This is a genomic window from Sulfolobus sp. A20, assembly GCF_001719125.1.
Lineage (GTDB): Archaea > Thermoproteota > Thermoprotei_A > Sulfolobales > Sulfolobaceae > Saccharolobus.
On record NZ_CP017006.1, the window covers coordinates 2,256,952 to 2,270,404 of the forward strand.

General features: G+C 35.6%; 13 protein-coding genes. 7 read left to right on the plus strand and 6 right to left on the minus strand.

The annotated features are described in order from the left end of the window. Nucleotides 1-98: 98 nt before the first annotated feature. From BFU36_RS11690 to BFU36_RS11700, 3 genes are read right to left on the minus strand one after another with little or no spacing between them, the layout of a single operon-like run. Nucleotides 99-1,058 carry an energy-coupling factor transporter transmembrane protein EcfT gene (locus tag BFU36_RS11690; protein WP_069284191.1) on the minus strand — a complete coding sequence of 320 codons (960 nt, stop codon included), beginning with the start codon at nucleotides 1,056-1,058 and terminating at the stop codon, nucleotides 99-101. Continuing rightward, a complete protein-coding gene (locus BFU36_RS11695) occupies nucleotides 1,054-2,631 on the minus strand; it encodes an ABC transporter ATP-binding protein (RefSeq protein WP_069284192.1) in 1,578 nt (525 codons plus the stop codon). Before BFU36_RS11695 ends, BFU36_RS11690 begins: the two co-directional genes overlap by 5 nt. Next, nucleotides 2,628-3,380, minus strand: coding sequence for a hypothetical protein (locus BFU36_RS11700; protein ID WP_069284766.1), 753 nt, complete (start codon nucleotides 3,378-3,380; stop codon nucleotides 2,628-2,630). Before BFU36_RS11700 ends, BFU36_RS11695 begins: the two co-directional genes overlap by 4 nt. Before the next feature lie 763 nt (nucleotides 3,381-4,143). Here BFU36_RS11700 and BFU36_RS11705 point away from each other — a divergent pair. Then, nucleotides 4,144-5,709 carry a phospholipase C gene (locus tag BFU36_RS11705; protein WP_069284193.1) on the plus strand — a complete coding sequence of 522 codons (1,566 nt, stop codon included), beginning with the start codon at nucleotides 4,144-4,146 and terminating at the stop codon, nucleotides 5,707-5,709. Between the two features lie 270 nt (nucleotides 5,710-5,979). Here the strand turns inward: BFU36_RS11705 and BFU36_RS11710 are convergent, their stop codons facing one another. Further along, nucleotides 5,980-6,558: an XdhC family protein gene (locus BFU36_RS11710; protein WP_069284768.1), complete on the minus strand. Its 579-nt coding sequence runs from the start codon at nucleotides 6,556-6,558 to the stop codon at nucleotides 5,980-5,982. 337 nt (nucleotides 6,559-6,895) lie between these two features. Here BFU36_RS11710 and BFU36_RS11715 point away from each other — a divergent pair, with 337 nt between their 5' ends. Further along, complete coding sequence (locus BFU36_RS11715; protein ID WP_069284194.1) at nucleotides 6,896-7,963, plus strand: hypothetical protein; 1,068 nt, start codon at nucleotides 6,896-6,898, stop codon at nucleotides 7,961-7,963. A 53-nt stretch (nucleotides 7,964-8,016) separates the two neighbouring features. Here the strand turns inward: BFU36_RS11715 and BFU36_RS14105 are convergent, their stop codons facing one another. Then, nucleotides 8,017-9,171, minus strand: a complete 1,155-nt coding sequence (locus BFU36_RS14105; RefSeq protein ID WP_069284195.1) for a hypothetical protein — start codon at nucleotides 9,169-9,171, stop codon at nucleotides 8,017-8,019. Nucleotides 9,172-9,726: 555 nt separating this feature from the next. Here BFU36_RS14105 and BFU36_RS11725 point away from each other — a divergent pair. The 5 genes from BFU36_RS11725 (at nucleotide 9,727) to BFU36_RS11745 (ending at nucleotide 12,333) form a co-directional block, all read left to right on the plus strand. After that, nucleotides 9,727-9,945, plus strand: a complete 219-nt coding sequence (locus BFU36_RS11725) for a sulfurtransferase TusA family protein (protein WP_069284196.1) — start codon at nucleotides 9,727-9,729, stop codon at nucleotides 9,943-9,945. Between the two features lie 91 nt (nucleotides 9,946-10,036). Continuing rightward, the gene (locus BFU36_RS11730; RefSeq protein ID WP_069284769.1) at nucleotides 10,037-10,288 is read left to right on the plus strand and encodes a sulfurtransferase TusA family protein; all 252 of its coding nucleotides are present in this window, start codon (nucleotides 10,037-10,039) and stop codon (nucleotides 10,286-10,288) included. Between the two features lie 4 nt (nucleotides 10,289-10,292). Continuing rightward, on the plus strand, nucleotides 10,293-11,519 hold the full coding sequence (locus BFU36_RS11735) for a YeeE/YedE family protein (RefSeq protein WP_069284197.1): 1,227 nt from the start codon (nucleotides 10,293-10,295) through the stop codon (nucleotides 11,517-11,519). Nucleotides 11,520-11,522: 3 nt separating this feature from the next. Next, nucleotides 11,523-11,978, plus strand: a complete 456-nt coding sequence (locus BFU36_RS14550; RefSeq protein ID WP_069284198.1) for a hypothetical protein — start codon at nucleotides 11,523-11,525, stop codon at nucleotides 11,976-11,978. A 16-nt stretch (nucleotides 11,979-11,994) separates the two neighbouring features. Further along, a complete protein-coding gene (locus tag BFU36_RS11745) occupies nucleotides 11,995-12,333 on the plus strand; it encodes a DsrE family protein (protein WP_409349243.1) in 339 nt (112 codons plus the stop codon). On the opposite strand, the gene BFU36_RS11750 is transcribed toward BFU36_RS11745, so the two are convergent. Continuing rightward, the gene (locus BFU36_RS11750; RefSeq protein WP_069284200.1) at nucleotides 12,330-13,286 is read right to left on the minus strand and encodes a sulfurtransferase TusA family protein; all 957 of its coding nucleotides are present in this window, start codon (nucleotides 13,284-13,286) and stop codon (nucleotides 12,330-12,332) included. The two genes, BFU36_RS11745 and BFU36_RS11750, sit on opposite strands and share 4 nt — an antisense overlap. Nucleotides 13,287-13,453 lie beyond the last annotated feature (167 nt).

Below are 13,453 nucleotides of genomic sequence, written 5' to 3' on the forward strand. Positions count from 1 at the left end.
GTTATTATATAATGAATAGAAATATAAAAATCCTCTATTAAGATTCATTGCTTTTAACCGAAAAAATAACATGACGTTTAAATTACAAGGTAAAAAAGCTATAGCCCAGTATATGGGATTGTCCTACCAAATCCTAGTACATTAGCCAAAACGGCTAGGACAATTAGCAATATTATTACCCCCCACATAATTTCATCGTACTTAGTGAAAGGTATTTCAACTAGGCTAGTCCTACTATTATAAGCCCTAAATCCCCTAGTGTCTACGGAAATAGCTAAATTCCTAGCATTCCTCGCCAAATATATTATCGTTGGAGGGATAGCCAGAATCGCAGCTATTAATAAGTAGAACGGTCTCAGGAAAAACGGCTTACCGTATCCAAAACCTCTTAAGAATTGCATCTTAACGGAAGTATCGATTAGGTCGAAGATTTTTGGAACTGTTGTAAACGCTACAGTTAAGGCGAAAGTAATAGGTAATGGAACTCTAATCTTATTAAACATCCTAAAGAGGTCAGAAGCAGTAGTGGTAAGGATTAGTATCAGAGACGCTGTTATTACTGCAGCTATTCTAAAGGAAACTTGTACACCATAAATCAACTGTTGAAGAGTTAAATATGGTTCATAGCCAAAGAATTCAAAATAAGTTGGCCAAGTCCAAATTATCGTATTTCCGCTTAATCCAGCCAATTGTAATACAGAGTAGGTAGTATATGGTGCCACAGACCACGTACCTCCTATTACGGTTGACAGGAACAAATAAAAGGCATACATGAATTTCCTCTTACCGTCATTTAATGTTAAATAAGATAATAATAATACCAAAGTTAGAATAGCTCCTATCCACCAAACTGTTACTGAAGCAACTATCATGACGATAATTCCAAAAACAATCTTTGTCAATGGGTTTAATTTGTAATAAAATGACTTACCATTCTCATACCTCGTTATTTCCACAAAACCCTTAATTCCTATTAGTAATAGTACTATTAAAGCAGGAATGACTGATCCATAAAGGAACAATATCCAGCTCACTAATTGTTGAATTACAGGGTTAATGGCTATGATTTCTCATCACCTCATACTCTGTAGGCGGATAAATGCCTAAATCCTCTATTCCTTCACTCATGAAAAGCTCATCTGGTTTGCCAATTTTTACAACTTCGCCATTGCTCATAATGTATATTAAGTCGCAGAATTTGTCAACAAATCTTGAATCATGAGTTACAACAAGTATAGTATAACCCATCTCTCTTAACGTTAAAAGCTCTTTGCCCAACATTTCTCTATGATACCAATCTTGACCACTAGTCGGTTCATCCATCAATATAATCTTAGCTCCAGAAGCTAAAACAGAAGCCATGGCAACTCTTCTCCTCTGCCCCATAGACAAGATTAGGGGATCTTCCTCCTTTATCTTCTCCAATGAAAATATCTTCAAGAAATGATTAAGCTTATCTTCAGAGTAAACCTTGTGATTCTTCATTGTAAAAGTAATTTCATCCTTAACCTTTCTCTTCACGAATATTAGATCGAAGTTTTGAGGTAAGTAAGCTACGTATTTACCCCTTTCTATTATATGCTTTTTGCTGATATCCTCACTATTGACAAAAATCCTTACATCGCTCTTCAACTTCCTATCCAATAACCCCGCAATTGCCTTCAGTAAAGTGCTCTTCCCAGCCCCATTCCTTCCCATTAATGCTACTATCTGACCACCTTTTAACCTCAACTCAGTGTCAACTATTCTCATCCCTTCCTTAGTGTAGACCTTAACCTTAGCGTAAAATACCTCATCTCCTCCATCTCTCCTAGATGGGATAGTATGCTTGTACCCCTTTAATAATTCCTCATCAATCTTCGTTGCCCCAAGCTTCTTCAAATGTAAGTAATGCTCTGGAATTTCTATGCCTTCGCTTGAAAGTTTATCAGAATATTCTATTATTTCATCTTTATGAATATCTAATTCTATTTTACCATTGTTAACTAGGATGACCCTATCGACATATGGCAAAACTCTGTCTACCTTGTGTTCTACAATTATCAGACTCCTCCTCTCCTCTCTAAATGCCCTTAATAAATCGAAAACTTGTTTAGTCCCTTCTGGGTCAATATTTGAAGTTGGCTCATCTAGGATTAGTGCTTTGGGATCTAAAGCTAGGATTGATGCTAGAACTGTCCTCTGTAATTCCCCACCGGATAATTTACTTATCTCTCTCTCAGCTAAGTGAGTAATACCAGTTACTTTTAACGATTTGTAAACCCTTTCCTTAATTTCCATAGGTGGATACATCAAGTTCTCTGGTCCAAAAGCTACTTCATCTATAACCTTATAATTAAAAACTTGACTTTCTGGGTCTTGCAGTAGAGTTCCAACATACTTACTCATTTTGTGAATTGGAGTAGTTTTAACATCGTTTCCAAAAACTACTACTTCTCCCTTTTCCTCAGCGCGTATTAAGTGGGGAATAACCCCGTTTATAGCATTTACTAAGGTTGATTTCCCAGAGCCTGATCTTCCTACTATTAATACAGCTTCTCCTTCCTCTATTTCTAAATGATCTACAGTCAGACTAGGCCTTATGTTACCTAGATACGTTATTGAAAGATTTTTAACTTCTACAAATTTCATTGTCCAACAGCCCTTGAAACTCTGAGGGCTAATAAACCTGCAATTATAGTTATTATAACATCCCCCGGTATGAAAGCTATTAAGTCAAACGTCACGGTTTGCCAATTGACTATAGCTCCATATAAGAAAGGTCTGAAGAAGGCTAGGTAAAATATTGGATCTGGTATAGCAAAAAGTATTCCTAGGACTATTCCCTCCACTACTGCCAAAATGGTTTGTCTTCTCCTCAAGCTCTTCAGAACTATCTCTTCGGGCTGATTTGTATTATTTGAAGGCTTTAATCCAATACCAAATATCTTTCCTCCCGTTAATGCTATCATAAGGTCTATAAATAAGCCATAAGTTAGAGTTTCGTATATAGTGAAGATTGGTTCTCCTCCAAAACCATAATGAAATAGGTCACTTAATATATTATAGATAAGTAGGGACAGCATCCCAGAACCTACTTTTCTGACTAAACCCACGAAGATCAGAACTATTAGAATCCTTCCCCAAAATCCTACGCCTATAAATGGGGAGGAGGGTAGTACCCTACCTAAGTAAGACCCTATGTAGAACTCCCACGCTACACCTAAGGCTGCACCGACTGCTATGTACACTAAGTCTAAAGTAGTAAATTGCTTTAATCCCCCATATTTTTTACCTATATAGAACACGAAGAATAAGGCCAGAACGAAGTATACTACAACTATCTCCCAAGGTATTTCTCCCGGTACGTTGATTTCACCTTTTATCCCGTTAAAACCCATATTTACCATTATTATTTTCATCTAATAAACTTTATCTATAAAAGAAATGAAAACTATATAGTATTATATATAAATATTGATTCTACTTCTTTTAATACTTTTTAAGCCGTATTTAACATTAACGTAAAGTCCACTTTTTTATAAAAATTTCAAACGATACTACTAATTTCTGAAAGATTTTAGTATTACATTTTGATATAACCAAAAAATGTGCTTGTAGTCTCTAGGAAAAATTAAGGATAAAGCACATTCCTTAACCTCTTAATTTACAAAATGGGGAAAATTAGCGAGGAGAAAGTAAGCAATAATTAATTTAATAAATCAGAGAGGGAAAGCCTCTCTATCAGTTAAGAATGCACACGTTAAAAATGATAAAAGAACGGCAAACCTCACCTTTTAAGGTGGGGAGGAGGTCAGATCATTGCTATCATGAACTTATATGGTTCTCTGAGCCTCTCGACTGTTCCTCAAGTGAGAATCGATGAGGGGATCTAATGGTCAGAGTAAGCATAACAAGATAAGAGGCCAGTGAAATTCCATCCAAAGTGTAAAACGTCGGTCTATCATTAAAAAGGAAATCAATTCTATTAGCCTTAAACCAGAATAAATAATTTATTTAAAAACACGTTTTGTGCAATAAAAATTCAATTCATACCAAATCGTTGTTGTCACTCTTATCTCTTTCAAAAATTTATGTAGCCTATATATTTCAATATATTCCTATAGAATTAAAATTTAATAACCCAAAACATAATTTTATGTTATGAGAAAAGTAGGAATAATAATCCTTTCGTTCGTCATATTAATTCTACCTTCAATTCACTTAAGTATAGGAGTTAATAATAATACAGTTACGCCAATAAAGCATATCATAATAATCATTCAAGAAAATCACTCGTTTGATAATTTATTTGGCACTTATCCGTTTGGTTATCCTCCAATAGTTAATAATATCACACTTTCGGTAATGGAGCCAGTAGGACTTTATGATAACTACACGCAATTACTAAATTCAAAGAACAGAGTGTTAACTTATATCTCAGTCCCAAACATACCTTGGTTACCAATATTAGGTTACTCACATCCTTATTACGCTAATGCTAACTCTACGGTTGATCCCAATGAAGGATGGACTACATATCACGGTGATTATTGGTTTGATACTCCAAACGGTTTTGTTCTCTATTCTGGCCCACAATCCTTAGCGTATTTCTCGTATCAGCAGTTGTCTCCCCTTTGGGATTACGCTGAGGAATACGTTTTAGCTGACAACTATTTCGCTCCAGTCATGGGGTTAACAGAACCTAATAGAATAGCGTACTTAACAGGGTTTCCACCACCGTTTTATAGTGATGATGCAAGTTCTGTAATCCCAGTAAATGAAAGTATATTCTATCAGCTTAGCTCATATAACATTAGTTGGATGTATTACGTTTATGATTATCAAGGTGGAGTACCTTGGCCTCTAAATGCTTTTACTGGAATATCTGAATATAGGTCACACTTCGCTGGTTTATCACAGTTTTATTACGATTTGAAGAGCGGTAATTTGCCAGAAGTATCATGGGTAATGTTTTTAGGGGGAGGGAGTGATATGTACGATATGCATCCACCAGCTAACCTATTATATGGAGAAGAAAAATTAGTTGAGGTGATAAATGCAGTAATGGAGAGCAAGTATTGGAGCTCTACAGTCATTTTTATAACTTTTGATGAGGGAGGCGGGTATTATGATCAAGTAATACCACCCGCAATAAATCATTATGGCTTAGGTCAAAGAATTCCGTTATTAATAATTTCACCTTACGCGAAAGAGGCGTATATTAATAATTATACACTATCCGGTTACACACTATTAGGCTTCATCGATTATAACTTTCATCTACCGTATATAACGAGTTTGGCAGAGATGGGAGTTGATGGATTATTACAAAGCTTTAACTTCTCTATGAAGCCTAGACCACCTATAATATTGACTCCAGAGAATTGGACTTATCCAATTCCCTTACAATACCCTATTCATTACGGATTCATCGCTATTGTACCTCAGTATAGGGGTTACGCTCAAGTATACAACATGCCAGAAATGAGCTTTCTATTACCACTAATAATAATCTCGTTTGCCCTACTATTAGCTTCTTTCAAAAAGAAAGTACTATTGTTGCCGTCTTTTATTATCTTCTTATTAACTTTAGGAATATCAGGCTACGTTTATGAGACTAATAACATATATCAGTATGTTAGTGAATATTATTTAGCATCATCACTTGTAGGCTTCTTAATAACAAGTTTAATATTAGCTAAGAGAAGATATAGTCTTTCTAGATGATATTTTTCATATTTTAATAGGTATAACAACTTATGCATCTGACAAAAGACAAGCTCTCTCCTTTAGGGCGGAGGTCAGTTCCTACTCTAAAAGCCCTTTACTTATTAAAGAGTTAAATCCTTTTTGCAGAAAAAGCTCTATTTGATGGACTTCATAGCGAAGTTAATGGTGCTTTGAAAAAGATAAATAAGGTAGAACGTTGAATAGACTCTTTCCTTTCTAGTTTCATTTAACGGGGTTAGCTTCAAGCGTTTATATTAGAAAGAGGCTCTAGGTAATTTTCTCTAACAATTTCTCGAAACCTTTTACATCCCTTAATGGTCTTGCGGTAGTATTCCTAGTCACAGCCAGTATTTCAGCGACAATAGATAAGGCTATTTCTTTCTCGGTTTTTGCCCCTATGTCTAGTCCTGCAGGTAATCTGAGATTTCTGAGCTTCTCTCTTTCAATTCCTGCCTGCATTAGTCTCTTCAGTATAACCTCAGCTCTCTTCAAGCTCATAATAACAGCAATCTCTTTAGCCCCTCCTAATATTGATTTCATGATAGCCCAAGTATCATAAACGTGCCTAGTTGCCACTACCACATAGTTGTCCTTAACTACTTCATCCGGGATTTGGAAAGTAGTTCCCTTTATTACCTCATCTGCCTCATAAGAAGCTTCATCTGCAAATGGATCAACCACGATTACGTAAAAACCTAAATCTTTTAAGTATCTAGCTATGAAAGGGGCTATCCCTAAACTCTTACCAGTACACTTGCTAGCATCAACTCTCACGGTATCTCTATCACAGAAAACCGGTTCCTCCATTTCAGCTTCTCTACTTGACGAGAATATTACTATCTTCATAAAACTAATTACGCCTCGAAGGTTATTAAACTTAATCTCTGAACTCCTCACTTCTTTAAAGGTTCCCTTAGTGCTCTTCATGGGCTTATGGTTTACCACCTTCATTTTCATCACTTTACAGTTGGCATGCTATTTAGCACTTATCCGCAGCAATTGTTAAGTACCCCTTTTCTCTCACTTCATCCTTTTCTGGACCTGCTGACTTTCTCCTTGTCATAAGGCTTTCCTCAACTCTATAATTTTTATGATCGATAAAAGGTTTAACTACATTTCCTCAACTTTAACATCTAACGATCTGGGAAAAATGATATAACTTTAGATTGTGCTATTTTATGTCGTGAATAAAGGAATAATAATATTGTCTCTAGTTCTAACCACTTTAGCCCCTGGAATACTAGCTTCTCTCCACTTTTCTCCCTTCATAACTGTTTTTTCTCTCGTTTTGGGTTTGGTTATAGCATTCCTGACATATTCCTTAATAAACGTTAATTGGGATTATGAGGGCTTATATAATTACGTTAAAACGTTAAAGAAGAACGTTTTATCTATTTTATTCCTAATAAGCTGGATAATAAGCTATTACTTATACGTTATTTATACGTCAATATATGTGTCTTACTACGTACTCAACTTAGATGGCTTAAGTGCAACACTTGTTACTCTTTTAGTTTCTTTAGTTGCAATAGGATTGAGTTTAAGTAAATACTCGTATTACGCCTTTCCCGCAATAGCTTTTTCTCAGATGGCCTTAGTCTTGCCCATAGGATGGAAATTTAGCGTAAGTACAGTTCCTGTCCAACTATCTTCACTGTTCTTGAACATATTATCCTCATCCCTAGTAGTAGTGTGTATAACCCTTTCCACCTTTGTAAGATTTGAGAGAAAGTTCTCGTTTTATGTTCTATTAGGGTATGGTATTTCCTCTATTTTCTTATTGTATGGTTCTTTTTTAGTACAGAATAGTGTTGCAGTTTATGGTACAGCTTTAGGTAATATTGGTTTAATATTTGCGGAATTTTTCATGCTAAATAATCTTTTATCTCACGGTTTTAACGTGAGTAGGAGAACAATTTATATTTTAGGTTTAGTAGCCGTTATTGCCTCACTCATAGGCAATGTTAACTACACTCTCTTTTACAACTCTTTGATTTACCCTTCAGTTACATTATTATACGTTAGTTTATTTGTAGCCTTTCTCTCAATTTTCAGTTTATATAGAAGATCAATTTTGCACATAGTATTGGGAGTTATCGCCCTCACCCTTTTTGCTTACGGAGATTATAGTGTGATTTCCAGTGCTAGAGGGATATTCTTTCTAGAATCAGTCACATCATTAATCCTCATTATACTTCTGTCCATACTGCTTTCTAGGGAGAGACGCTTAGCGAGAATTCTAAAGGGATAAGAAAAAAGCAAGCCAGTTCGAATAAATAAAGCCTCATCGTTTGTGCGAGTAAGTCAGCCTCCTTTCCTTCTCACGTATTTAGTCGGAAGGAGTAACAACAACACCACTGCTAGAGTTATGATAACGACATACAATACTAAACCCTCTGACGGTAACGAACTTGTGGTATATGATAACGAACTAAAGTTAATAGAAGAGTTAACGTACTCTGCGATAAGCTTCCCGCCCTCGTCTATGTACACAGTCTCAGGGCAAGGAAGATAAAACACCTTCGACTTTACACCGTCTATTTCCACGGGTTGGGGAAAAGTCAATTCTATTTTCTTCTCTAGGATAAATGTATAGTTTATGGTCATGAATGGGCTTAACTTATCTCCAATTTCAAATGAAGTTTGATTTTCGAAAAAGCGTTGATTGTTTAAAACCCATAAGCTGTTTGGAGGGAAAGTATATACTGTGTTATTGACTATGACAACACTGAAGTTATACAGTAGTTGAGGGCCAGAGACGTTACCATATACAACCCAGACCTTTCCGTCGTAAAAATACGCCTTACCGTTAAAGGCTTGTTCTCCAGTGTTTGGAAAACCGCTATAAACTACTGGTGGGACATACCAGCTTCCATTGTACTCGTAGAAGGTTGCTATTGATATATTAAAACCCTTAGCCAGATAAGCTGTCTCCCCATTCCCGTATCCCCCTACAACAGTCCCAATAGTATAACCGTCATATATTATGTCCATAAACTTTCCTTCCAAGACGTAACTCTTATTGAAGGTTGAGGTCCCGTTTGATGCGTAAAAGGTTATTGTGGTTATGTTTCCCTTTGGAGCCCAAATAGTGGTCAAGTTTATCTCACTTCCTATAAGGTAGGAAAAAAAGGAGACGGTAAAGTGCCCGTTATAGTAAATACTAGTAGTCCACATAGATTTATTGATAGTTAAAGGTTGTACTACATTCTGGACGAACGTGTCCTCTCCGTTGATATTTAGGTTAATATTCTGTTGTATGGAGATCGACGGTGAGCCAGACGTTACAGATAAATTATACATTTTTATTATAGACTGGATTCCGTTCATTCTCACGTATCCAAATTCATATCCATAGTTTGTAGGTCCATAAATTATCTCTTGAGTGGAATGAATCGAGATTGACGAAAGGCATAAGAGAAGTAGCGTAAGAAGCAAGGCGACTGTCTTAGTATACATTATATTAATCTACTACCTTGAGAAGTTAAAAAACATTTATTTTTAGACTGTTGCAAGTTATTTCTCTCCTAAGTTTTAGTTGTGCTTAAGTTAGTTAATGACTTCAAAAAGATCTTTAAGATCTATAATGCTTTCACTGTAAGCTTTCTTGAGTCTAATTCCGTCTTCACTGTTCTCCTCTTTAGCAAATCACTTGATGACTACTGAAGAATCTACAACTGCCAATCCTTCTCTTTCTCTCGATCTCTCACCGTCTAAATAAGCATAAAACTGTTTAGCTCTAATAGGCACTCTTTATTCTCTCTGTGTCTTCCCTTTTAGTATTCTTTCCCTATATTCCTCTACAATCACGTTTACGAATTTGAGGAAATTCTCGTTCTTTAGGGCGTAATTTAAACTCTTTTCTCTTCATCCATCTATCTTCCTTTAGGGTTTGCCGTTCTCTTATCACTAAAATAGCTCCTCAATCGTCATATCTTCTCATGTAGAAGAATTATAAAAGAGGGAAAGGGTATCTCTTTAGTTATTTATATGGCAATGGATAGTTTATATTAAATGAAAACTACATTAAACCTAATTGGCTTATGCTGTTCCGTTCCTCAAATGTTGGTTTATTCCAAGTTAAAGAAATTAAGAGAAGGTGATGTACTTGAAATTATCGTAGAAACTAACAGCTCGCAGGAACAAGATATAATAAAAGTCTTAGAGTACTTTCGTGTAAATGTACACGTCACTAGAAAGGGAGATACCACAATTTATACCGTGATAAAATAATTAAGTAATTTTCACAATAAGTAAATCAAAGGTATTTAAATCCTCAAATTTTAAATAAGCTAATTCCTTCTCATTTATTTAGGTGTTTGAAATGAGTGAAGAGTTAAAGTTAAGACAACCAGATGAAATTCTTGACGTTAGAGGGGAGTCTTGCCCAGTTCCGGAGATGATGGCGAGTAAAAAACTTAAAAAGATGAAAGCTGGTCAAATCCTTGAAGTTTTAACGGATCATCAGCCTGCTGTAGATGTTACTTTACCTTCACTTTGTAAATCTCAAGGTTATCCTTATGTTATTATAAAAGATGGTGAGGTATATAAGTTTAGGATACTAAAGGTGGGTTAATAAGATGCCAGCTATGGTATTGAATCCCGTTTTTTCCTACAGTTGGTCAGTTGTTTTTGCAGTCTTTGCATTATCTGGCTTTATCCTAGGTTGGACTGCCCAAAGGGGAAACTATTGCTTCGTAAATGCGATGACCTCAATCTTCACCGTTAAGAGCTATGAGAGGTTTGGTGCTTTACTCATACTTTTTGGGCTATCAGCGTTAGGGGCTGGAATATTAGTAGGATTGGGAATAATACCAGCTAGTGATCAATACTATTTCAATTACTTTGCAGGCTGGTATATTTTAGTAGGCTCATTTATTTTTGGTTTTGGGGCAGCATTAGCTGGGGGTTGTAATTTATCAATGCTGTATAGGGCTGCTTCTGGATATGTGCAAAACTGGATAGAGTTATTTGGTATGATGATTGGTACTTATATTTTCGCAATAGGAATATGGCCATTCCAATTGGTCACTATGGAAAAGGGAATACTATCTACGACCTCTGGTGGTTACATAGAGTACGTTCCTTATCTATTGTTTCATAACGTGTCTGATACATCTGTCCTCATAACGGCTTTTATTTTCGGAATACCCCTTATAGGAATAGGTTTATACTTGCAACGTTATACGAAGATGAAATGGGGGCGTAGCGGATTTGGCTTACCATCCTTATCAGCTATCAAATCCTTTGGAAATCTTCCATTTCCAACTGTGCCTTCACAAAAGGTTAAATTAAGTCAAGAGGCTAAGGATATGTTGCTCCTTAGAAAGCCCTATGGGACTAACTTATCAACCATAATTCTAGCCTTGGATATGATTATGGTTTTCATAATAGGGGCAGGATATACTTTCAACTACTTAGTTATTACTTCCTCAGATGGTGGAAGGTTCTTTGAGTATTTATTAATGTTGGGTAATGTTCATCTCTTTTTGAATACTCCTTGGTTTAATGACTCATTACCGATAGTTGACCCTAGTGTATTAATGGTAGTCATGCTATGTGTAGGAGCTTTCCTGTCCTCTTACTTAAGTGGAGACTTCAAGATAAGAATTCCTAGGGAGAAGAAGAGATTGTTAATAGGCTTTTTAGGTGGAGTTTTAGTGGGCATAGGTGTTAGAATGGCTTTAGGATGTAATGTAGGTTTGATGTGGACAAATTTCACACAACTAGGTTACGATGGGATTATATTCCTTTTTGGAATGCTAGGCGGAGTTTATTTAGCAGTTAAGGTTCAAGAGAGGTTATGAGAAATGCAGACAGTTAGGAGACTCCTAGCTCCAATCGTTTTGTCATTATTCGCTATAGGTTGGTATAAGTTCTCTGAAATTTATCTAACTAGTTCAAATAGTCTAGCCTTATCTAATGGAAACTTAGCAGTTTACGTAATTCCACAACAATTTGAGGGATATTTAACCGCAACCTTATGGATATGTTATTTCTTAGTATTTGTAGGTTTGTCATTATTCTGGTATAACTTAGTTAAAATAGTACAGCAAGCTGAGAACGTTAAATCATCTTTTGGTGTCATTGACCTCATATCTCCAATAGCTATAGCCTTAGAGATAATGGGACTATTCGTAATAGGTAATTCAATAATAGGTGGAAACATGTTTGTTAGGTTAGCTGGTTATACTTCGGTAATAGCATGTCTAATGTGGTTCTGGTATTCCTTTGTTAAATATGTGAGGGTGAAGGTTCTTGCGTGAACTATATTCTTTCTTTATGGTCTCTGGAGAATTAGAAAAATTGTACATGGGATTCATAACCGCTATTGGTTATGTTTCAGCAGGAAGTAGAGTTTACATGTTCTTCACAATGGACGCGTTAAAGGCTTTAACAAGAGAGGTTGAAAAAATTTCATTGCCAAACGCTAAACCATTAAAGTATTATATCGACAACTTGTTAGAGTTGGGAGAGGATGATGTTGAAATAGTAGCCTGTGAATTTGGTATGAAGGTAAAAGGTATAAAGGAAGAAGATCTCTTGTTTAAGGTTAAGATTAGTGGAGTCTCAGAGTTTGCCCTTAAGAGTTCAGAATCTAAAGCAGTACTAGTTTTTTAACCTTCGTGTGTTAAATAATAAACGTTAATCATGCCCTCTAGTCCCATTATGTAATAAAAGGCTTCTTCATCAAATAATCTTACGTTGTCAGATTCTAACCTAGCAGACAATAATTTGCCGTCCTTAAACAGACCCGTAAAAAGCCATCCTCTACCCTCTGGAGAGGCTACTATTAATTTTAAGCCTTCTACGTTAAATAGATCATTAGTGATCTTGTTTACCTTATCTTGCTTGATAATCTTATCGAAATAAGTATATAATTTAGCTATTTGTTTCTCATCTCTCATAATATTTTTCACATCGTTTAAGTCAATTTTTAATGAGTCACTCTCTATTTTACCACAAATGAATATAAAAGAAGCATAATCTCCCATGTTCCTCACCTCGTATCTGCAGTTGAAAATTTTAGCCACCTCCGGTAAGGTGTAAATTATTGCTCCAGGATGATCTACTAATACTTCTATCGGATCGTAGGGCTTAGAGCTCATTATAGCTTTCTTAGCCTCAATCTCTGGTACTGGACAAACAGTCCCCCTTAAGTCAATCGTCTTTACGGGTTTAGTTCTAAATAACTCAAGAATAAAATTATTACTACTCTTGTTAACTACTGTTACCGTTTTACAAATATACTTTGCGTACTCCTCTAAGTTCTTGGCTATCTTCAACTCTATGGCGGATAAAGCTAAACGTAAGACTGGCGAGGCATTGACGTTTATCTCAGCTTCTCCTTTTTTATTAAATTTTACATTTATGTAAAATCTTCCATCATTTTCTATTATGCTTATGGAATCGCTTTTAACGTTTACTAAGACATTAAAATTTTTCTTTAGTATACTCATCTTAGCAGAATAACCGAAGTCGAGCTTCTTCACCTCTCTCAATAAAAATAATCTTCCGTACTTCTCCACGTCTAGGATAGGACTGTAATCGTTAATGTTTAGCTTAACAATCATTTCTGTTTATTATATTGCATTAAAAGGTATATAAATCATACAAATTAGTGCAACCTATTTTTAAGTTAATAAATGAAATAGTGTTTAATAAGGAACTTATTTTAAAAACCTAGAAGAAATCAGGCTTGTGATGAAGACTAAATCCTTCTTTTAAAACTTGATAAGTC